The organism is Enterobacter sp. MF024 (genome assembly GCF_005843915.1).
Taxonomy (GTDB): Bacteria; Pseudomonadota; Gammaproteobacteria; order Enterobacterales; family Enterobacteriaceae; genus Enterobacter; species Enterobacter barmai.
In genome coordinates this window covers 267,160-288,552 of sequence record NZ_VCBB01000003.1, presented here as the reverse complement: position 1 = coordinate 288,552, position 21,393 = coordinate 267,160, and the positions used below count along the sequence as shown (strand labels likewise).

Annotated in this window: 20 protein-coding genes and 1 riboswitch; of the genes, 10 read left to right on the top strand and 10 right to left on the bottom strand. The window is 59.5% G+C overall.

The annotated features are described in order from the left end of the window. Positions 1-464: 464 nt before the first annotated feature. Positions 465-2,480, top strand: coding sequence for an excinuclease ABC subunit UvrB (uvrB, locus tag FFB58_RS07825; protein WP_138369548.1), 2,016 nt, complete (start codon positions 465-467; stop codon positions 2,478-2,480). 569 nt (positions 2,481-3,049) lie between these two features. On the opposite strand, the gene yvcK is transcribed toward uvrB, so the two are convergent. Beyond that, a complete protein-coding gene (yvcK, locus tag FFB58_RS07820; protein ID WP_138369547.1) occupies positions 3,050-3,958 on the bottom strand; it encodes a uridine diphosphate-N-acetylglucosamine-binding protein YvcK in 909 nt (302 codons plus the stop codon). 225 nt (positions 3,959-4,183) lie between these two features. Beyond that, positions 4,184-4,318: riboswitch (molybdenum cofactor riboswitch) on the top strand. Here yvcK and moaA point away from each other — a divergent pair. The 6 genes from moaA to FFB58_RS07790 all read left to right on the top strand — a co-directional run bounded on the left by moaA (position 4,306) and on the right by FFB58_RS07790 (position 7,775). Next, entirely contained in the window at positions 4,306-5,295 is a 990-nt protein-coding gene (moaA, locus tag FFB58_RS07815; protein WP_138369546.1) for a GTP 3',8-cyclase MoaA, read from the top strand. It overlaps the preceding riboswitch by 13 nt. Before the next feature lie 20 nt (positions 5,296-5,315). Beyond that, entirely contained in the window at positions 5,316-5,828 is a 513-nt protein-coding gene (gene moaB / locus FFB58_RS07810; protein ID WP_039029379.1) for a molybdenum cofactor biosynthesis protein B, read from the top strand. 3 nt (positions 5,829-5,831) lie between these two features. Then, complete coding sequence (moaC, locus tag FFB58_RS07805; protein ID WP_039029380.1) at positions 5,832-6,317, top strand: cyclic pyranopterin monophosphate synthase MoaC; 486 nt, start codon at positions 5,832-5,834, stop codon at positions 6,315-6,317. Further along, positions 6,310-6,555 (top strand): molybdopterin synthase sulfur carrier subunit, encoded by a 246-nt coding sequence (gene moaD / locus FFB58_RS07800; protein ID WP_039029381.1) that lies wholly within the window; start codon positions 6,310-6,312, stop codon positions 6,553-6,555. Before moaC ends, moaD begins: the two co-directional genes overlap by 8 nt. Position 6,556: 1 nt before the next feature. Continuing rightward, positions 6,557-7,009 (top strand): molybdopterin synthase catalytic subunit MoaE, encoded by a 453-nt coding sequence (moaE, locus tag FFB58_RS07795; RefSeq protein WP_138369545.1) that lies wholly within the window; start codon positions 6,557-6,559, stop codon positions 7,007-7,009. Between the two features lie 58 nt (positions 7,010-7,067). Then, the gene (locus FFB58_RS07790) at positions 7,068-7,775 is read left to right on the top strand and encodes a Bax inhibitor-1/YccA family protein (RefSeq protein ID WP_039029383.1); all 708 of its coding nucleotides are present in this window, start codon (positions 7,068-7,070) and stop codon (positions 7,773-7,775) included. Between the two features lie 85 nt (positions 7,776-7,860). Here FFB58_RS07790 and FFB58_RS07785 read toward each other — a convergent pair whose 3' ends face one another. From FFB58_RS07785 to FFB58_RS07775, 3 genes are read right to left on the bottom strand one after another with little or no spacing between them, the layout of a single operon-like run. After that, positions 7,861-8,823: a YbhN family protein gene (locus FFB58_RS07785; protein ID WP_039029384.1), complete on the bottom strand. Its 963-nt coding sequence runs from the start codon at positions 8,821-8,823 to the stop codon at positions 7,861-7,863. Next, positions 8,823-10,064, bottom strand: a complete 1,242-nt coding sequence (gene clsB, locus FFB58_RS07780) for a cardiolipin synthase ClsB (protein WP_138369544.1) — start codon at positions 10,062-10,064, stop codon at positions 8,823-8,825. The genes FFB58_RS07785 and clsB overlap by 1 nt, the downstream gene beginning before the upstream one ends. Continuing rightward, a complete protein-coding gene (locus FFB58_RS07775) occupies positions 10,061-10,822 on the bottom strand; it encodes an endonuclease/exonuclease/phosphatase family protein (protein ID WP_039029386.1) in 762 nt (253 codons plus the stop codon). The genes clsB and FFB58_RS07775 overlap by 4 nt, the downstream gene beginning before the upstream one ends. A gap of 132 nt (positions 10,823-10,954) precedes the next feature. Here FFB58_RS07775 and FFB58_RS07770 point away from each other — a divergent pair, with 132 nt between their 5' ends. Beyond that, positions 10,955-11,365 carry a YbhQ family protein gene (locus tag FFB58_RS07770; protein ID WP_138369543.1) on the top strand — a complete coding sequence of 137 codons (411 nt, stop codon included), beginning with the start codon at positions 10,955-10,957 and terminating at the stop codon, positions 11,363-11,365. Here the strand turns inward: FFB58_RS07770 and FFB58_RS07765 are convergent. From FFB58_RS07765 to cecR, 5 genes are all read right to left on the bottom strand, one after another. Continuing rightward, complete coding sequence (locus FFB58_RS07765; protein WP_138369542.1) at positions 11,327-12,433, bottom strand: ABC transporter permease; 1,107 nt, start codon at positions 12,431-12,433, stop codon at positions 11,327-11,329. The two genes, FFB58_RS07770 and FFB58_RS07765, sit on opposite strands and share 39 nt — an antisense overlap. 85 nt (positions 12,434-12,518) lie before the next feature. Further along, positions 12,519-13,652, bottom strand: a complete 1,134-nt coding sequence (locus FFB58_RS07760) for an ABC transporter permease (protein ID WP_138369541.1) — start codon at positions 13,650-13,652, stop codon at positions 12,519-12,521. Beyond that, a complete protein-coding gene (locus FFB58_RS07755) occupies positions 13,645-15,381 on the bottom strand; it encodes an ATP-binding cassette domain-containing protein (RefSeq protein WP_138369540.1) in 1,737 nt (578 codons plus the stop codon). Before FFB58_RS07755 ends, FFB58_RS07760 begins: the two co-directional genes overlap by 8 nt. Next, a complete protein-coding gene (hlyD, locus tag FFB58_RS07750) occupies positions 15,374-16,369 on the bottom strand; it encodes a secretion protein HlyD (RefSeq protein ID WP_039029391.1) in 996 nt (331 codons plus the stop codon). Before hlyD ends, FFB58_RS07755 begins: the two co-directional genes overlap by 8 nt. Further along, positions 16,366-17,043, bottom strand: coding sequence for a transcriptional regulator CecR (gene cecR, locus FFB58_RS07745; RefSeq protein ID WP_138369718.1), 678 nt, complete (start codon positions 17,041-17,043; stop codon positions 16,366-16,368). The genes hlyD and cecR overlap by 4 nt, the downstream gene beginning before the upstream one ends. Before the next feature lie 225 nt (positions 17,044-17,268). Between cecR and rhlE the strand changes: the two genes are divergently transcribed. Further along, complete coding sequence (rhlE, locus tag FFB58_RS07740) at positions 17,269-18,627, top strand: ATP-dependent RNA helicase RhlE (RefSeq protein WP_039029393.1); 1,359 nt, start codon at positions 17,269-17,271, stop codon at positions 18,625-18,627. A gap of 95 nt (positions 18,628-18,722) precedes the next feature. Continuing rightward, positions 18,723-20,900, top strand: a complete 2,178-nt coding sequence (gene dinG / locus FFB58_RS07735; RefSeq protein ID WP_039029394.1) for an ATP-dependent DNA helicase DinG — start codon at positions 18,723-18,725, stop codon at positions 20,898-20,900. Here dinG and FFB58_RS07730 read toward each other — a convergent pair. Next, entirely contained in the window at positions 20,887-21,387 is a 501-nt protein-coding gene (locus tag FFB58_RS07730) for a fimbrial protein (protein WP_039029395.1), read from the bottom strand. The genes dinG and FFB58_RS07730 overlap by 14 nt on opposite strands. Positions 21,388-21,393: the final 6 nt, after the last annotated feature.

Below are 21,393 nucleotides of genomic sequence, written 5' to 3'. Positions count from 1 at the left end.
AACCGGGAATTAGCTGAGTCACGCTCCGTATGGCCTGGAAGCAGTTATCCACTATTCCTGTGGATAACCATGTGCATTAGAGTTAGAAAACACAAGGTAAGCGAGAGAATACGCGGCCTGCGCCTGAATTGATGCGAAACGCGTCTTTTTGAAAATTTGAAATTGAATCAAAGCGTTAAATAAAATCAATCTCTGTCATTAAACTGTCAACGTAATGCGCTAAAGTCCGGCGTCTCGCCTTGACAAATGTTAAAAATTAAAAAGTTCTGGGGATAACCCTGCATTGATGGAATTTTATCCCGTCGCAGCCTAAATTTTGTTCAACTTTGTTTGAATCCTGACCTGAGTGGCACAAAACAACGTGGTTGCCACTGGCTTTATATCCAGTATAATTTACTGGCAAAAATAGCCATCCAGAGTAAAATTACTCACCTGCCGTATCAACCATCATCAGGTCGCCGTTCATGAGTAAACCGTTCAAACTGAATTCCGCTTTCCGTCCTTCCGGCGATCAGCCTGAAGCGATTCGCCGTCTGAAAGAGGGGCTGGAGGATGGGCTTGCGCACCAGACGCTGCTGGGGGTGACCGGGTCGGGTAAAACCTTCACCGTCGCCAACGTGATCGCCGATCTGCAGCGCCCGACCATGGTGCTGGCCCCGAACAAAACCCTGGCGGCGCAGCTCTACGGCGAGATGAAGGAGTTCTTCCCGGATAATGCGGTGGAGTACTTCGTCTCTTACTACGACTATTACCAGCCGGAAGCCTACGTCCCGAGCTCCGATACCTTTATCGAAAAAGACGCCTCGGTGAACGAACACATCGAGCAGATGCGTCTCTCCGCCACCAAAGCGCTGCTTGAGCGCCGTGACGTGGTGGTCGTTGCCTCGGTGTCGGCGATCTATGGCCTGGGCGATCCGGATCTCTATCTGAAGATGATGCTGCACCTGACCGTGGGGATGATCATCGATCAGCGCGCCATCCTGCGCCGCCTGGCCGAGCTGCAGTACACCCGTAACGATCAGGCGTTCCAGCGCGGCACCTTCCGCGTGCGCGGCGAAGTGATCGATATTTTCCCGGCGGAGTCGGACGACTTTGCGCTGCGCGTGGAACTTTTCGATGAAGAGGTGGAGCGGCTGTCGCTGTTTGACCCGCTGACCGGGCATGTTGAATCCACCATTCAGCGCTTCACCGTCTATCCGAAAACCCACTACGTCACCCCGCGCGAGCGCATCGTGCAGGCGATGGAGGACATCAAGGTTGAGCTGGCGGATCGCCGTAAAACGCTGCTGGAGAGCAATAAGCTGCTGGAAGAGCAGCGTATCAGCCAGCGTACCCAGTTCGATCTCGAGATGATGAACGAGCTGGGCTACTGCTCCGGTATCGAAAACTACTCCCGCTATCTCTCCGGTCGCGGGCCGGGCGAAGCGCCGCCAACCCTGTTTGATTACCTGCCGGCGGATGGTCTGCTGGTGGTGGACGAATCCCACGTCACCATTCCGCAGATTGGCGGGATGTATCGCGGCGACCGGGCGCGTAAAGAGACGCTGGTGGAGTACGGCTTCCGCCTGCCGTCTGCGCTGGATAACCGCCCAATGAAGTTTGAAGAGTTCGAGGCGCTGGCCCCGCAAACCATCTACGTGTCGGCAACGCCGGGCAACTACGAGCTGGAGAAATCGGGCGACGAAGTGGTGGATCAGGTGGTGCGTCCGACCGGCCTGCTGGATCCGATTATCGAAGTGCGTCCGGTTGCTACCCAGGTGGACGATCTGCTGTCTGAGATCCGCGCCAGGGCGGCCATCAACGAGCGCGTGCTGGTCACCACCCTGACCAAGCGCATGGCGGAAGACCTGACCGAATACCTCGAAGAGCACGGCGAGAAGGTGCGCTATCTGCACTCGGATATCGACACCGTGGAGCGTATGGAGATCATCCGCGATCTGCGCCTGGGCGAGTTCGACGTGCTGGTAGGGATCAACCTGCTGCGTGAAGGGCTGGATATGCCGGAAGTGTCGCTGGTGGCGATTCTGGACGCCGATAAAGAGGGCTTCCTGCGCTCCGAGCGATCGCTCATCCAGACCATTGGCCGTGCGGCGCGAAACGTCAACGGCAAAGCGATTCTGTACGGGGATAAGATCACCCCGTCGATGGCCAAAGCGATTAGTGAAACCGAACGCCGTCGCGAGAAGCAGCAGCGCTACAACGAAGAGCACGGCATCACCCCGCAGGGGCTGAACAAGAAAGTGGTGGATATCCTGCAGCTCGGCCAGAACATCGCTAAGACCAAAACCAAGGGCCGCGGCAAGTCGCGCTCGCCGGTTGAGGCCGATACCGTGGCGCTGACGCCGAAAGCGCTGCAGCAGAAAATTCACGAGCTGGAAGGGCAGATGATGCAGCACGCCCAGAACCTCGAGTTCGAGGAGGCCGCGCAGATCCGCGACCAGCTGCATCAGCTGCGGGATTTGTTTATTGCGGCGTCGTAGGTAAAAGCAAAATGGCAGCCGAAGGCTGCCATTTTTAGGGTTTGCACCTTATCTCTGTGGGATGAAGAATCCCCAGTAATTTTCGTATGTTTACCGCGATGAAATAATTTCAGGATAATAAGGGATTTACAGCGACTACCTCGTCCGGCTGAAAATCGACGAAGCGTTGACCGCAGGCCGGGGCGAGGCGCAGGGATGCGCCGAGAGGGGGCGACCTACATGGATGTAGGATCGCCCCCGACCCTAAGCCTGCGGGAATAAGCTGAGTGCACCGCGAAGCGGCGATTTTCCTGGCCGGGAGCCGGGATTGCTAAGGGGGCGGCGGCGAACCCACTTAGCACGTTCACGGGTGGCGTGGCTGACAGAGAAGCACAAAACATACAGTGAACGGAACCACCACCACAGTCACATGCTCCCCCTCACCCCAACCCTCTCCCTGAATGGAGAGGGGGCAGATCGTGCCATTATTTTTTTGTGGGGATCCCTCACCCCTGTGGGAGAAGGCCGGGATGAGGGCATCAGACCGCACCAGCTTGTAGGTCCGGTAAGCGCAGCGCCACAAACCGCACTCAACCCAACGCCTGTATCGCCTTCTCCAGCGCCACGCGCAACAGATGCCGGTCATGGCGGTACTTGATGTCGCTGGCCTCAAGCGGCTCCTGCACCACCACCCGGCCTTCCATACCTGAGACATCCTCTTTCGGCCCGACCACCACCGCATCGATAATCTTTTTCCCCACGTACTGCTCCATCAGCGCCAGCTTGTCGGCCAGCGAAAGTCCCGCGGCAGCCGGGCTGAGCTCGCGGCCCAGATTACCGATATAGACCACCGGGGCAGGGGTGCGCCGCATTGCCTGGGCCAGCTCTTTAATCAGCAGCAGCGGCATCAGGCTGGTGTAAAAACTGCCGGGGCCGATAAGGATCAAATCCGCTTCGCCAATTGCCTCCACCGCTTCGCGGGTCGCCGGAACGGAGGGATAAAGCATCAGCTCCTTTGGCGGCGTGGGAAGCTGATCGATATTCACCTCGCCATACACTTCATGGTCGTTGCAGTCGATTGCCATCAGATCGACCGGAAGTTCGGACATTGGGATAAGAAACGCATCCACTTTAAGCAGGTTGCGAATTAAATTGATCGCCTCCAGAGGCCGCACGCTGAGGTGATCCAGCGCCTTTAACATCAGGTTTCCGAGGTTATGCCCGGAAAGTTCGCCATTTCCGCCAAAACGATACTCAAACATCGCCGAAGCCACGCTCTGTTCGGTGATAAGCTGATTCAGACAGTTGCGCATATCCCCCCAGGCGATACCGCCTTCGGAGCGCCGGATGCGTCCGGTTGAGCCGCCGTTATCGGTGGTGGTGACGATCCCGGTCAGGCGGGAGCCAAGCGACGACAACGAGGACATGACCCGGCCCAGTCCGTGGCCTCCGCCGAGAGCGACCACCCGGTCAAGATCCGCAAAAGTGCGATTGCGCATAAAAATTCCTTAATAAGACCAACGCGTAAACAGTAACTCAACTACTCCTAAATGACGATGCTGCGACCGGCTCAAAATGACGTATATCAATGCAAAAGTATGATAATTGAGTATTCTAATTCGAAATTGCACGATTAGCTCGCTATATACAAGTTTATATAGCGAAAGCCGACGATAGCGAAACTCTGTTTAACACGCTAATATCGGCATAACCACGTTTTCATTACTGAAAACATACACTCTAGCCCTGGCACCTGTGTCGACAGATATGGTGCCCTGGCCGTGGCGGTTTCGCCACCAGGGTACAGGAAGAAATGACTGTGCCTCCCGTATCAGGAAAGGTGTACATGGCTTCACAACTTACCGATGCATTCGCGCGTAAGTTTTTTTACCTGCGTTTGTCGATTACCGATGTGTGCAACTTCCGTTGCACCTACTGCCTGCCGGATGGCTACAAACCCGGCGGCGTCACCAATAACGGCTTTCTCTCCGTGGAAGAAGTGCGCCGCGTCACGCGCGCGTTTGCCGCCATGGGAACCGAGAAGGTCCGTCTTACCGGCGGCGAACCCTCGCTGCGCCGGGACTTCACCGATATCATCGCGGCGGTGCGTGAAAATGACGCCATCCGCCAGATAGCGGTCACCACCAATGGTTATCGTCTGGCGCGCGATGTCGCGCAGTGGCGCGATGCGGGCCTGACGGCGATTAACGTCAGCGTCGACAGCCTCGATGCCCGTCAGTTTCATGCCATCACCGGCCAGGATAAATTCCACCAGGTGATGGACGGCATCGATGCGGCATTTGCTGCTGGCTTCGAGAAGGTGAAGGTCAACACCGTGCTGATGCGCGATGTGAACCATCATCAGCTGGACACCTTCCTGGCGTGGATCAAACCCCGCCGCATTCAACTGCGCTTTATCGAGCTGATGGAGACGGGTGAGGGCAGCGATCTCTTCTCCCGCCACCACATCTCCGGCATGGTGCTGCGCGATGAACTGCTCAGGCGTGGCTGGATCCACCAGCTTCGCCAGCGCAGCGACGGCCCGGCGCAGGTCTTCTGCCACCCCGACTACGAAGGGGAGATCGGGCTTATCATGCCGTATGAAAAAGACTTCTGCGCCAGCTGTAACCGCCTGCGCGTCTCGTCGGTAGGTAAACTGCACCTGTGCCTGTTTGGCGACGGCGGCGTCGATCTGCGCGATCTGCTGGCCGATGACGCGCAGCAGGCGGCGCTGGAAGGCCGCATTTCTGACGCGCTGATGCACAAAAAGCAGACCCATTTCCTGCATCAGGGCAACACCGGGATCACCCAGAACCTGTCATACATTGGCGGGTAATCGCTACAAGGAACCAGAAGATGAGTCAGGTAAGCGCTGAATTTATCCCGACGCGTATTGCTATTCTTACCGTTTCCGAACGCCGCGGCGAAGAGGATGACACCTCCGGGCACTGGCTGCGCGATGCGGCCCACGAGGCGGGGCATCACATTGTCGACAAGGCGATCGTGAAAGAGAACCGCTACGCCATTCGCGCGGAAGTGTCGCGCTGGGTAGCCAGTGACGACGTCCAGGTAGTGCTGATCACCGGCGGGACCGGTTTTACCCCGGGCGATCAGGCCCCGGAAGCGCTGCTCCCGCTGTTCGATCGCGAAATCGAAGGCTTTGGGGAAGTGTTCCGCATGCTCTCTTTTGAAGAGATCGGCACCTCAACCCTGCAGTCTCGCGCCGTCGCGGGGATCGCCAACAACACGGTGATTTTTGCCATGCCGGGTTCAACCAAAGCGTGCCGCACCGCCTGGGAAAACATCATCGCCCCGCAGCTGGATGCCCGCACGCGTCCCTGTAATTTCCATCCTCATCTGAAGAAGTAAGCTATGTCGCAACTGACCCACATTAACGCCGCTGGCGAAGCGCATATGGTGGATGTCTCCGCCAAGGCCGAGACCGTGCGCGAAGCGCGCGCGGAAGCGTTCGTCACCATGCTCCCGGAAACCCTGGCCATGATCGTTGACGGCAGCCACCACAAAGGGGATGTCTTCGCCACCGCGCGCATCGCCGGGATCCAGGCGGCAAAACGCACCTGGGAGCTGATCCCGCTGTGCCATCCGCTGATGCTCAGTAAAGTGGAGGTCAACCTGCGGGCAGAGCAGGAGCATAACCGCGTGCGCATTGAGTCGCTGTGCCGCCTGACCGGGAAAACCGGGGTGGAGATGGAAGCCTTAACCGCGGCCTCCGTGGCGGCGCTGACCATCTACGACATGTGCAAAGCGGTGCAGAAGGATATGGTTATCGGCCCGGTTCGCCTGCTGGCGAAAAGCGGCGGTAAATCGGGTGATTTCAGGGCACAAGAGAATGATTAAAGTACTGTTTTTTGCGCAGGTGCGTGAGCTGGTGAACACCGACAGCCTGACGCTGGATATTCAGGTCGATACCGTGGAAGCGCTGCGGGCGCATCTGGCGGCGCAAAGCGATCGCTGGGCGCTGGCGCTGGACGCAGAAAAACTGCTGGCGGCGGTAAACCAGACGCTGGTGGAGTTCACCCATCCGGTGAAGCCTGGCGATGAGGTGGCCTTTTTCCCACCGGTTACCGGGGGCTGAGATGGCGGAGACCAAAATTGTTGTCGAGGCGGCGCGTTTCAACGTCGGGAGCGAATACAGCTGGCTGGCGGAGCGTGACGAAGACGGGGCGGTGGTCACCTTCACCGGCAAAGTGCGCAACCACAATCTGGGCGACAGCGTGAAGGCGCTGACCCTTGAGCACTATCCCGGCATGACCGAAAAGGCGCTGGCGGAGATCGTCGACCAGGCGCGCGAGCGCTGGCCGCTCGGCCGCGTCACCGTGATCCACCGCATCGGCGAGATGTGGCCGGGCGAAGAGATCGTCTTTGTCGGCGTGACCAGCGCCCATCGCGGCAGCGCCTTTGCGGCGGGCGAGTTCATTATGGATTATCTGAAAACCCGCGCCCCGTTCTGGAAGCGCGAAGCCACCCCAGAGGGCGATCGCTGGGTCGAGTCCCGCGACAGCGACAAGGAAGCCGCCAGCCGCTGGTAGCCGGATTGCCGGGATGTGTTAGGCTTTAACTGTGTGTCCACTTAAAAAGGAGTGCGTTATGGACAGATTTCCCCGTTCCGATTCCATCGTTCAGCAGAGCCGTACCGGGCTGCAAACCTACATGGCCCAGGTCTACGGCTGGATGACCTGCGGTTTGCTGCTCACCGCGTTTGTCGCATGGTTTTCCGCGAACACCCCTGCGGTGATGATGTTTGTCTTCTCCAGCAAGATCACCTTTTTTGGCCTGATTATCGCCCAGCTGGCGCTGGTGTTTGTCCTCTCGGGGCTGGTGCATAAGCTCAGCGCAGGGATGGCCACCACGCTGTTTATGCTCTATTCGGCCCTGACCGGCCTGACGCTCTCCAGTATCTTCATCGTATACACCTACTCCTCGATTGCCAGCACTTTTGTGGTCGCGGGCGGGATGTTCGGCGCGATGAGTCTTTACGGCTACACCACCAAACGCGACCTGAGCGGGTTTGGCAATATGCTGTTTATGGCGCTGATTGGGATTGTGCTGGCGTCGCTGGTGAACTTCTGGCTGAAGAGTGAAGCGCTGATGTGGGCGGTGACCTATATCGGAGTGATTGTCTTTGTCGGCCTGACGGCGTATGACACGCAAAAGCTGAAAAACATCGGTGAGCAGATCGACGTGCGCGACAGTTCAAACCTGCGCAAATACTCGATTCTTGGAGCGTTAACCCTCTATCTGGACTTCATCAACCTGTTCCTGATGCTGCTGCGTATTTTCGGCAACCGTCGTTGATTGTGGTGCCCGGCGGCGCGTTGCTTGCCGGGCCTACAGAACCCGTAGGCCGGGTAAGCGCAGCGCCACCCGGCATAGCCCGCACTTACTTCACCATCTCTCTCTCATTTTTGGCGCGTAATTTCTTGGCCCGGCTCTCCAGCACCAGATAACAGACCGTTGCCAGCCCCAGCGGCAGGAAGTAATAGAGCATGCGGTAGGCCAGCAGGGCGGCGATGATGGTGCCGTGAGAAACGTGCTCCCCCGCTAAAAGGGCAATAAACACCGCTTCCAGCACGCCAATCCCGGCCGGGATATGAACAATTACCCCGGCGATACTGCTCACCAGCAGCACCCCCAGCACGAAGAAGTAGTTCACGTCTTCGCCCATCAACAGCCAGATAATCGCCCCCATCGCCATCCAGTTGGCGGCGGAAATCCCCATCTGCGCCAGCGCGAAACGCCAGGAGGGAAGCACCAGCTTCTGCCCCTTGATGGTCATATGACGCCGCTTAGCGAAGGCGCAGGCCCACAGGTAGAAAGCGATTACCAGCAGCAGCACGATGCCGAGAATGCGCAGCGTCGACTGATCGATATACCAGTGATCGGGCAACTGCACCACGCCCGCGGTGAAGATCACCCCGCCGAGCAGGATGTAGCCCAGCCAGTTGGTGGTGATACTCAGGGAGAAAATGCGGGTGATGGTGCCGCTGGGCAGCCCCAGGCGGGAGTAAAGCCGGTAGCGCATGCCAATGCCGCCAACCCAGGTACTCAGGGTCAGGTTAAAGGCGTAGCAGATAAACGACACCAGCATGACCTGACGCTTTGCCAGCTTATGCCCGCAGTAGACCCGCCCCAGCAGATCGTAACAGCCATACAGCAGGAAGCTCAGCACCACCAGGGCCACTGCGCCCATCAGCGACAGACGGTCGTAGTCGCGGATAACCTTCCATACTTCGGCCCAGTCGACCTTTTTGGCGTAAACCACCAGCAGCACCGCAACGGCAATGAAGAACACCCAGGTGAGGATCTTCTTTGCCAGATGCCAGCGCGAATGTTTTTTGCTCATCAGGGTTTTACCCCCGTATTGCCTGCCTCGACGCGATCCTGCGTCTCCATCTCAGGCTGTACCGGCGGCGGCACCTGCGCCAGCTTCGGCGTATGGGCCGGCAACCAGCCGACCAGCGCCGGGAAGTGGCGCAGGAAGTGGAACACCACCACGCTCTTGCCCAGATTCCACCAGGTGCGTTTCGGCACCATCGACTCATCCACCCGCACGCAGTCTTCGGCGATGATGGCGGTGAGGTTGTCGCGCAGGGTCTGGTTAAACTCGCGATCGTGAATGATCAGGTTTGCCTCCAGATTCAGCGACAGGCTGAGGGGATCAAGGTTGCTGGAGCCGACGGTCACCCAGTGATCGTCCATCAGCGCCACTTTGCCGTGCAGGGGACGGCGGCGATATTCGTAAATCTCGACGCCTCCTTTCACCAGATAGTTGTAGAGCAGACGCGCGCCCACCGTGACAATCGGCATATCCGGCTCGCCCTGCACAATCAGCCTGACCCGCACGCCGCGCCGCGCCGCGTTGCGCATGGCGTGCAGCAGGCGATAGCCCGGGAAGAAGTAGGCGTTGGCGATGATCACTTCGCGCCGGGCATTGGCCAGCATCTTCAGATAGTGGCGCTCAATATCGTCCCGGTGCTCTTCATTATCGCGCCAGATAAACAGCGCCTGGGCTTCGCCCGGTTTGGTGTTCTCTTCCGCGCGATGACGCCGCTTCCACCAGCGACGAACCGCCGCTTTGCCGGGCAGGTTTTCCACGACAAACTGCAAAATATCCTGCACTACCGGCCCTTCGACCTGGACGGCATAATCCTGCTTGGCCTCCGGGCCATAGTCCGACATATGTTCTGCGGAGTAGTTAATCCCGCCGACAAACGCCACCTGCTCATCCACCACCACAATTTTACGGTGCATGCGGCGGAAGACGTTGGTGCGCATACCAAAAAGTGGCGGGCGCGGATCGTAGTAGCGGAATACCACCCCTGCCGAGGTCAGTTCCCCGACGAACTCGTCGCTGAGGTCGGGGGAGCCGTAGCCGTCGAGCAGCACTTCGATATGCACCCCGCGCTGGGCGGCGCGCAGAAGAACCGCATGCAGCTTTCGCCCTACGTTGTCTTCAAACCAGATAAAGGTCTCGAGGAGCACCCGGCTCTGGGCTTTCTCGATGGCGGCAAATACCGCCGGGTAATATTGATCGCCATTCTCCAGCAGCTTTATCCGGTTGCCGCTTTGCCATGAACATTTCATAGATGAATCTCCGCACTTAACGGCGCATGGTCGGAAAGGTGACGCCAGTTGCTCAGGGCCAGCGCGGTGGGGCTGCTGGCATGAGCGTTTTTGACATAGATCCTGTCCAGACGCAGCAGCGGGAACCTCACCGGGAAGGTGCGGGCAGGCCTGCCGTGGGCGAGGGTGAAGATCTCCTCCAGCCCGGCCTCCGCTTTTAGCGGATGGTTGGCGCGCTGGCGCCAGTCGTTAAAATCGCCCGCCACCACCACCGGCTCCCCTTCGGGCAGGCCGTTGACCCACTCGGACATCATCTGCAGCTGCGCCTGGCGATGCGCTTCGCGCAGGCCAAGGTGAACCGAAGCCACGTGCAGCGGCCTGTTCAGCTCCGGTATGCCGATTCGGCAGTAGAGCAGCCCGCGCTTTTCGCTCTCGCCCACCGACACATCATGATTTTCATAGTGTTCGATCGGGTAGCGGGAGAGAACGGCATTGCCGTGATGCCCCTCGGGATAGACGGCGTTGCGCCCGTAGGCATAATCGCTCCACATGGTGTCGGCGAGAAATTCGTAGTGGCTGGTATCGGGCCAGTTTTCCACATGCAGGGGATGCACTTCGTGCGCGCCCATCACTTCCTGCAGGCAGACAATATCCGCGCTGACGGTGCGCACGGCGTCACGCAGTTCGGGCAGAATGAAACGGCGGTTAAACGCCGCGAATCCTTTATGAATGTTGATCGTTAACACTTTAAGCGAAAAATGCCGGGTTTGTTGGGCCATACATTCCTTCCCGCGTCACTATCCTGATGAAAATAAAGTGTAGTCGTCGTCACAAAAAGGTGCTGTGTTACGGAATTTTCCGTAAAGTGCGATAGTCTGAACATGCAGAGTAAAATCCTTCAGGAGAGTGCCATGAAGTGGCAACAACGCATACGCGTCGCAACCGGCCTGAGTTGCTGGCAGATTATGTTGCATTTATTGGTCGTGGCCGTACTGGTAATGGCCTGGATGAGCGGGACCCTGGTGCGGGTCGGCTTAGGATTATGCGTGCTGTACGGCGTGACCGTCCTGTTGATGCTCTTTTTACAGCGTCATCATGAAGAGCGCTGGCGCGAAGTGGCGGATGTGCTCGAAGAGCTCACCACCACCTGGTATTTCGGTGCGGCACTGATTGTGCTGTGGCTGCTCTCCCGCGTGCTGCAAAACAACCTGCTGCTGGCCCTGGCAGGTCTGGCTATCCTCGCAGGACCGGCGGTCGTTTCCCTGTTAGCGAAAGACAAAAAGCTACGCGATATTGCGTCTAAACATCGCGTACGCCACTGAGCCCGTCACGGCCGCTATCACCAGTAGCGGCCACAAACTCCCCCACACAATATCCAGACTCGCATCCTTCAGATAGATCTGCTTGGTAATATCGGTAAAGTGCCGGATCGGGTTCACCCAGGTTAAATTCTGCAGCCACACCGGCATGTTCTCCACCGGCGAGACGTAGCCCGAGAGCAAAATGGCGGGCATCATAAAGACGAACACCCCGATAAACGCCTGCTGCTGGGTCGAGCAGAGCGCCGAGATCAGCAGCCCAAACCCCACCAGCGACAGCCCGTAAATCACCATCGTGAAGTAGAAAAGCAGCAGCGATCCGGCAAAGGGAATGTGATAGGCCCAGATGCCAATCGCCAGCACGATGCTGGCCTGGAAGGTAGCGACAATCAGGGCCGGAACCGCCTTGCCGACGAAGATTTGCCAGGTGGACAGCGGGGAGACCAGCAGCTGATCGAAGGTGCCCTGTTCGCGCTCGCGGGCCACCGACAGCGAGGTGACGATCATCACCCCGATGGTGGTGATCATGGCGATCAGCGATGGCACCACAAACCATTTGTAATCAAGGTTCGGGTTATACCAGTTGCGCACTACCAGCTCGCTGTTATTCGGTTTCGGTTTGCCCTCCATCAGCTCCTGCTGATAATCCTTCACCACCTGTTGCAGGTAGTTGGCGGCAATCTGCGCGCTGTTGGAGTTACGCCCGTCGAGGATCAGCTGCATCGGCGCCGTCTGCAGGGTGTCGAGATTGCGCGAAAAATCGGCCGGGAAGCGCACCAGCAGCAGCGCCTTTTGCGTGTCGATGGTGGGCTGGATCTCCTGCGGGCTCTTAAGGAGCAGCACATGGGTAAAGGCTTTGGCGCGGGCAAAGCGCTGGGTCAGCTCCACCGAGTGTTTGCCGTTATCTTCGTTATAGATGGCGATGGTGGCGTTCGTCACCTCCAGCGTCGCCGCCCACGGGAACAGCAGCACCTGGATCAGCACCGGCAGAATCAAAATCGCCCGGGTCTGCGGCTCGCGCAGCAGCGACTGCAGCTCTTTGCGGATCAATGTCCATAAACGGTGAAACATAATAGCTCCTCAAAACGCCACAAAATCAACAGGCCCCGTAGGCCCGGTAAGCGCAGCGCCACCGGGCACAACCGATGCAGGACGGCTAATCCAGCCGCCGTTTGGTTTTCATCCACGTCAGCCCAATAAACATCACCGCTGACGCTATCAAAAACAGCAGGTTCACAATCAACACCACCGGGATATTGCCCGCCAGGAACAGGCTTTGCAGGGTGCTGACGAAATAGCGCGCCGGGATGATGTAGGTCACCGCGCGGATCACCGCTGGCATACTGTCGATCTGGAAAATAAACCCGGACAGCATAATCGACGGCAGAAACGCGGCGTTCAGCGCCACCTGGGCGGCATTAAACTGGTTGCGGGTGATGGTGGAGATAAGCAGCCCCATCCCCAGGGTGCTGAGTAAAAACAGGCTGGTGATGACGAACAGTATGAGCAGCGAGCCGCGATAAGGTACGCCGAGAATAAAGACTGACACCAGCATGCAGAGCAGCATCGCCAGCATCCCGAGGAAGTAGTAGGGGATCAGCTTGCACAGCAGCAGCTCGGTGCGCGTCACTTCGGTGGAGAGCAGCGCCTCCATGGTGCCGCGCTCCCACTCGCGGGCGATCACCAGCGAGGTGAGGATCGCGCCGATCACCGTCATGATAATGGTCACCGCGCCGGGGATAATAAAGTGCTGGCTGATGGCCGCCGGGTTAAACCAGTACCGGGTCTGGACGTCGATTAATGGCTCGAATTTTTCGCCGCGATCTTCCGCCCGCTGCATCTGCCACAGCTGCCAGATCCCTTCCGTATAGCCCTGCACGAAGTTGGCGGTGTTGGGCTCGCTGCCGTCGGTGATTACCTGGATGGGGGCAGTGTCGTTCGCCTGCGCCATGCGGGCCGCGAAATCTACCGGTATGACAATCAGGCCGCGAATGCGCCCGGCCTGCATCATCTGGGTTAACTGCTGGCGATCGTCGCTGATGGTGGCGTCGATATAGGGCGAGCCGGTCAGAGTATGGGTAAAGTCGAGCGCCTCTTCGCTGTGCTGCTCCAGCAGAATGCCGACCCGCAGCTTGCTGGAGTCGAGGTTAATCCCGTAGCCAAAGATAAACAGCAGCAGCAGGGGGATCACCACAGCAATCAGCCAGCTGCTGGGGTCGCGGACGATCTGCCGCGTCTCTTTGATGCACAGGGCGCGGACCCGACGCCAGGAGAGGGCGGTATCAGACATGGCCGTGCTCCTTATCCCAGTCGTTGATGAGCGTAATAAACGCCTGTTCCATGGTGGGGTCGGGCTGCTGCTCGTCTGCCACCTGAGCCTTAAGATCGTCCGGCGTGCCGTGGGCAATCAGCTTGCCGCGATAGACCAGCCCAATCCGGTCGCAGTACTCCGCTTCATCCATAAAGTGGGTGGTCACCATCACCGTCACCCCTTTTTCCACCATGCTGTTGATATGCAGCCAGAACTCCCGGCGGGTGAGGGGATCGACGCCGGAGGTGGGTTCGTCGAGAAACAGAATGTCCGGCTCATGCATCAGGGAGCAGGCCAGCGCCAGCCGCTGCTTGAACCCGAGGGGCAGCGCGTCGGTGGCCTGGCTGGCCACCTGGCGCAGGCCAAAGGCCTCGCTCATGCGGCTGATTTTTTCACTCTGCGCCCGCCCGCGCAGCCCGTAGACGCCGGAGAAGAAGCGCAGGTTCTGCTCCACGGTCAGGTTGCCGTAGAGGGAGAATTTTTGCGCCATATAGCCCAGATGCTGGCGCGCCTTGCCGGAGCTGACCTTCAAATCCATATCCAGCACCAGCGCTTTACCGGCAGTAGGCACCAGCAGGCCGCACATCATTTTAAAGGTGGTGGATTTGCCCGCGCCGTTGGGGCCCAACAGGCCGAAGATTTCGCCGCGTTTCACCGCAAAGTTAACGTCATCGGTGGCGGCAAAATCACCGAACTTTTTGGTCAGGGATTTCGCCTCAATCACCGTCTCGCCGGGCGTGCCCTCCACGGTATGCAGAATGGCCCCCAGCGGCGATTCGGCGGTGTCTGCGCCGCCGAGCAGATCGATAAAGGCATCTTCGAAGCGCGGGGCGGTCTCTTCGATAGCCAGATCCGGCAGATCCGCGTTATGGCGCAGATCGTCAGTGCTGGCCTCTTTTTTAAGGATCACCCGCACCGATTTCCCCTGGATCATGCCGTCGCTCACCTGGGGCAGCTTCAGCACCCGCTGCAGCAGGCGGCGGTTGTTCTCATGAGGGGAGTGTAGCAGCACGCTGCGCCCGGTCATGCTCTGCGTGAGTCTGGTAGGGTCGCCCTGATAGAGCAGCTCCCCTTCGTTCATCAGCAGCACGTCCCGGCACTGCTCCGCTTCGTCGAGATAGGAGGTGCTCCAGAGGATCAACATCCCGTCGCCCGCCAGCTCGTGCACCATCTGCCACAGCTCGCGGCGGGAGATGGGGTCGACGCCGACGCCGGGTTCGTCCAGCAGCAGCACCTTCGGTTCCCCCACCAGGGTGCAGGCCAGCCCCAGCTTCTGCTTCATGCCGCCGGAGAGCTTGCCTGCCAGCCGCCCGGTGAAGGGGCCCAGCGAGGTAAACTCAAGCAGGCGCTGAAAGGTTTTCTCCCGCGTTTCACCGGTGACGCTGCGCAGGTCGGCGTAGAGGGTCAGGTTCTCCATCACCGTCAGATCTTCATACAGACCGAACTTCTGCGGCATATAGCCCAGCATGGCGTGCAGGGCGCGATCGTCCTGGACCGGATCCAGTCCCAGCACGCTGGCGGTACCTTCGTCGGGCTTCAGCAGCCCGGCCAGCATCCGCATCAGGGTGGTCTTGCCCGCGCCGTCCGGGCCGACCAGCCCGGTGACGTAGCCCTTCTGCAGCGTGCAGTCGAGGGGCGCGACGGCGGGTTTGTCCATCCCGGCAAAGCGTTTCACCAGGCCGGTAAGCTGGATCACCGCATCACTCATGGGTTTGTCCATTGTCGAAGCTGACGGTCACCGGCATCCCCTGGCGCAGGGCGTCGTCGGCATCGGTGACGACAATGCGCAGGCGATAGACCAGGTCGGTGCGCAGGTCCGGGGTTTCAACGGTTTTTGGCGTAAATTCGGCGGTGGGGGAGACAAAGCCGATTTTCCCGCGATATGGCTTGTCCGGGCGACCGTCGGTGTAGAGCAGCACCTCGCGCCCCGGTTTAGCCTCTCCGAGGCTGGCTTCGTTCACATAGGCCCGCACCCATACCGGGCGGGTCAGCGACAGGGTCAGCACCGTGCTGCCTGCGTTGAGCATGCTGCCGGGCTCCACGGCGCGGGTCATCAGCGTGCCGTTGGCCGGGGCGACCAGCGTGGTGTCGTGCAGATCCAGCTCGGCCTGTGCCAGCTGGGCCTGAGCCTGTTCGAGGCTGGCTTTGGCCTGGGCGATATCCTGCTCGCGGTTACCGGAGCGGTACTGACGCAGCTTGTCCTGAGAAGATTTCAGGGTCGCCAGAGCCTGATCCCGCGAGGAGCGGGCGTTCTCCAGATCGTTGGCCGATACGGTGCGGCTTTTCCACAGCCCCTGCTGGCGATTGAAGAAATTCTGCGCGTAGTCATAGGCGGCCTGCGCCTGCTTAACGGCAGCGGCGGCCTGGGCGACCTCTTCATCACGGTAGCCCGCCTGCATTAAGTCGTACTGCGCCTGGGCCACGGCAACGCCCGCTTTGGCCTGCAGCAGGGCGTTCTGGTACGGGGCTTTATCCAGCTCGCCGAGCGTCTGCCCGGCGGTGATGGCATCGCCTTCATCCACGCTCAGATCCGCCAGCCGTCCGCCGACGCGAAAGCTCATATTCACGGTGCGGATATCGACGTTCCCGTACAGGGTCAGCGTTTTATCCTGCTGGCTCTGATACCACAGCCAGCCGCCGATACCGGCTGCCAGCACAACCACCACGGCCACAATAATGGCGACAGGTTTCTTCATGACTCCAGGCTCCTTTGCGTTAAACCCTGCAGGATCAAATCCACATGACAGGTGATGACCTGACTAATCTGCAGCGCTTTATCCTCATCAAATTCGGTCCAGCCGGTGCGTAACAGAATGGTCTCCCGCCCGAGACGAAAGGCGAGCACTTCCCCCAGCAGGGCGTGGGTATGCAAAATGGTCTGCGTATCCTGTGCGTCGCGGCCGGTATAGGCCGCCACCAGCCGGGTCAGGTGGGAGTGCATCGGGGCGATAACCTGATCGTGCACCAGCTGATAGGCGGCGGAAGGGGAGAGCTGCTCCCGTGAGATAAACTTGCTCAGGTTCAGCGTATCGTCATGGGTCAGCAGCTGGATCATGTTGTTGCAGGCGTTAAGGATCAGCCCGCGAATGGCGGCGCGATCCGGTGAAGGCTCTGCCAGCAGCGCGGTGGCCTCCTCGACGTGCGGGCGAAAATGGCCGCCAATGAAGTCGGCGATCCACTGGGCGCAGGCGAGGTAAAGATCCTCTTTCGAGCCAAAATAGTAGGTGATGGCGGCGATATTCTGCCCGGCCTGGGCGGCGATATCGCGGGTGGTGGCATGCAGCCCATATTCGCCAAACTGCGCCAGCGCAGCGGCGATTAACTGGCTTTTGGCCTGCTCGCCTTTGGTGGTGGTCGGGATCGGATTCATAGCGGACACAAAATTAATCAATCGATTGATTAAGATTATGACTGTTTTTTGACCTTGTCCAGTTTTGTTGCCTGGGGAAATCGCCTCCGACGGGATAATTTATGCGCCATGTCACAAAAGCTGCTACACTCCGCTGCTTCGCGACACCGTGGTTTTTGTCCTTCTATTTGTCACTATCTCCCTGAAAACTACACCTGAAAATGGTCGGGGCGGTTCGGAGTTGTTATGTCTTTTGATACCCTTGGCCTGGACCCGGAAATTCTGCGCGCTGTAGAAGAGCAGGGCTACCGCGAACCTACCCCTATTCAGCAGCAGGCCATTCCCGCCGTGCTGGCCGGTCGCGATCTGATGGCCAGCGCCCAGACCGGAACCGGTAAAACCGCCGGCTTTACCCTGCCGCTGCTGCAACGCCTGATCCAGAAAGAGCCGCACGCCAAAGGCCGTCGCCCGGTGCGCGCCCTGATCCTGACCCCGACCCGTGAACTGGCCGCCCAGGTGGGTGAGAACGTGCGTGAGTACAGCCGCTATCTCAACATCCGCTCGCTGGTGGTGTTCGGTGGGGTGAGCATTAACCCACAGATGATGAAACTGCGCAGCGGCGTGGACGTGCTGGTGGCGACCCCGGGCCGTCTGCTCGACCTGGAACACCAGAACGCCGTGAAGCTCGACAGCGTGGAGATCCTGGTCCTCGATGAAGCCGACCGCATGCTCGACATGGGCTTTATCCACGATATTCGTCGCGTGCTGGCAAAACTGCCTGCCCGCCGCCAGAACCTGCTTTTCTCTGCCACCTTCTCCGATGAGATCAAAGGCCTGGCCGAAAAACTGCTGCACAACCCGCTGGAAGTGGAAGTGGCGCGTCGCAACACCGCCTCCGAGCAGGTGACCCAGCATGTGCACATGGTGGACAAAAAGCGCAAGCGCGAGCTGCTTTCCCAGATGATTGGCGAAGGCAACTGGCAGCAGGTGCTGGTCTTCACCCGTACCAAGCACGGTGCGAACCACCTCGCAGAACAGCTGAACAAAGACGGGATCCGCAGCGCGGCCATCCACGGCAACAAGAGCCAGGGGGCACGTACCCGCGCGCTGGCCGACTTTAAATCCGGCGACATCCGCGTGCTGGTGGCAACCGACATCGCCGCCCGCGGCCTGGATATCGAAGAGCTGCCGCACGTGGTGAACTACGAGCTGCCGAACGTCCCGGAAGATTACGTTCACCGTATCGGTCGTACCGGTCGCGCGGCGGCCACGGGCGAAGCGCTGTCGCTGGTCTGTGTCGATGAACTCAAACTGCTGCGCGACATCGAACGCCTGCTGAAAAAAGAGATCCCGCGTATTGCCCTCGACGGCTACGACGTGGACCCGTCGATCAAAGCCGAGCCAATCCAGAACGGACGCCAGGGCGGTCGTGGTCAGGGCGGTGGACGCGGGCAGGGCGGCGGCGGTCGCGGTCAGCAGCCACGCCGTAGCGAAGGCGGCGCGCCGAAAGCGGCCAGCAAGCCACCGCGTCGCGACGGTGATGCGAAACCGGCAGGTGAAGGCCAGCGCCGACGCCGTCCGCGCAAACCTGCCAGCGCGCAGTAATCTGGAAGCCCGGTCGTAAAGCCGGGCTTTTCTTTTGCGGCTCGCTTAAGAAAGTGCCACAATAGTGGCTGTTTATACAGTATTTCAGGTTCATCATGGCTTTAACCGCCGCGCTGAAAGCGCAAATTGCCGCCTGGTATAAGGCGCTGCAACAGCAGATCCCCGACTTTATTCCCCGCGCTCCGCAACGGCAGATGATTGCCGATGTGGCAAAAACACTCGCCGGTGATGAGGGTCGACATCTGGCAATTGAAGCCCCGACCGGGGTCGGTAAAACCCTCTCCTACCTGATCCCCGGCATCGCCATTGCCCGGGAAGAGCAAAAGACGCTGGTGGTGAGCACCGCCAACGTCGCCCTGCAGGATCAGATCTACAGCAAAGACCTGCCCCTGCTGCGCAAAATTATCCCCGAGCTGCGCTTTACCGCGGCCTTCGGGCGCGGGCGCTATGTCTGCCCGCGCAACTTAGCGGCGCTGGCCAGCACCGAACCCACCCAGCAGGATCTGCTGGCGTTTCTCGATGACGAGCTGACCCCCAACAACAAGGCCGAGCAGGAGCAGTGCGCGAAGCTGAAAACCGATCTGGACGGTTACAAATGGGATGGCCTTCGGGATCACACCGATCAGGCCATCAGCGACGATCTGTGGCGCAGGCTCAGCACCGACAAGGCCAGCTGCCTGAACCGCAACTGCCACTACTATCGCGAATGCCCGTTCTTTGTCGCCCGCCGGGAGATCCAGGAGGCCGAAGTGGTGGTCGCCAACCACGCCCTGGTGATGGCGGCGATGGAGAGCGAAGCCGTCCTGCCGGACCCGAAAAACCTGCTGCTGGTGCTGGATGAAGGCCATCACCTGCCGGACGTCGCCCGCGATGCGCTGGAGATGAGCGCCGAAATCACCGCCCCGTGGTTCCGCCTGCAGCTGGATCTGTTCTGCAAGCTGGTGGCGACATGCATGGATCAGTTCCGCCCGAAGACCATTCCGCCGCTGGCGATCCCGGAGCGCCTCAGCGAGCACTGCGAAACGATATACACCCACATCGCCTCGCTGAATAACATCCTCAATCTCTATCTTCCTGCCGGTCAGGAGGCAGAGCACCGCTTTGAGATGGGTGAACTGCCGGATGAAATCATGTCTCTTTGCCGCGAACTGGCGCAGCTTATCGAAAAACTGCGCGGGCTGGCGGAGCTGTTTTTAAACGATCTGAGTGAGAAAACCGGCACTCACGACGTGGTGCGTGTCCACCGGGTGCTGCTGCAGATGAACCGCGCCCTGGGCATGTTTGAAGGGCAGAGCAAGCTGTGGCGGCTGGCGTCGATGGCCCAAGCCTCCGGCGCCCCGGTCACCAAGTGGGTGACGCGGGAAGTCAGGGAGGGGCAGGTGCACCTCTTCTTCCACTGCGCGGGGATCCGCGTCAGCGATCAGCTGGAAAAGCTGCTCTGGCGCAGCGTCCCGCACGTGGTGGTCACCTCCGCCACGCTGCGCTCCCTGAACAGCTTCTCGAGATTGCAGGAGATGAGCGGCCTGAAGGAGAAAGCGGGGGATCGCTTTGTGGCGCTTGATTCGCCGTTCAACCACTGCGAGCAGGGCAAAATCGTCATTCCGCGCATGCAGTATGAGCCGCTGATCGACAACGAAGAGCAGCACCTCGCCGAGATGGCGGCCTACTTCCGCGAACAGCTGGAGAGCAAAAAGTACCCCGGCATGCTGGTGCTGTTCGCCAGCGCCCGGGCGATGAATCTGTTTTTAACCTTTGTTACCGACCTGCGCCTGCTCCTGCTGGTGCAGGGGGATCAGCCCCGCTACCGGCTGGTGGAGCTGCACCGCAAGCGCATTGAGGCCGGGGAGCGCAGCGTGCTGGTGGGGCTCCAGTCCTTTGCCGAAGGGCTGGATCTGAAAGGGGATTACCTGACCCAGGTCCATATTCATAAGATTGCCTTTCCGCCTATCGACAGCCCGGTGGTGCTCACCGAGGGCGAGTGGCTGAAAAGCCTGAACCGCTTCCCGTTTGAGGTGCAGAGCCTGCCCGCGGCGTCGTTCAACCTGATCCAGCAGGTCGGGCGTCTGATCCGCAGCCACAGCTGCTGGGGCGAAGTGGTGATCTACGATAAACGTCTGCTGACCAAAAACTACGGCAAACGGCTGTTAAACGCTCTGCCAGTCTTCCCTATCGAGCAGCCAGAAGTGCCTGAGGTAAAAAAACGCCCGGCAAAACTGGCCGCCGGGCGGAAGAAAAGCGTCCATGCTAAGAGGCGCGGTCCTACTGGTAAGTGAAGGTAATCAGCACCACGCTGGTAAACTGTCCGGCGGTGACGGGGGTTTGCGAGGTGTAATAGCGCGCCGCCATCGGAAAATCAGCGCTGTGGGTGACCGGGTCGATCACCGCATTAAATCTCGCTTGCGGGGCCAGAATGATGGAGTCGGTGCGATCCGCCAGCTCCAGCGCCAGTCCTGTTGCCGTACCGGTGTTGGCAAACTTGAACGGGTGGTGTTGATCACGCTGCCCGTCGACGCTGATGGTCGCCAGCGCCAGGTTTGGCGGGCAGTTCGACAGGGTAATATCAAAATTCTTCCACTCTCCGACATCACCGATGGCCTTAAAATCACTGGCGATGGCCTGACCCAGGTCAACCACCTTATTCTGGCTGGTGCTGTCTAACTGACAGGCGGTGTCGTAAATATTGCCCTGGATGCTGAGTGACACATCGGTGGCCTGCGCGCAGGCGCTGGCAAGCAGGACTAAAAGGGCGACGTATTTCATCGGAGT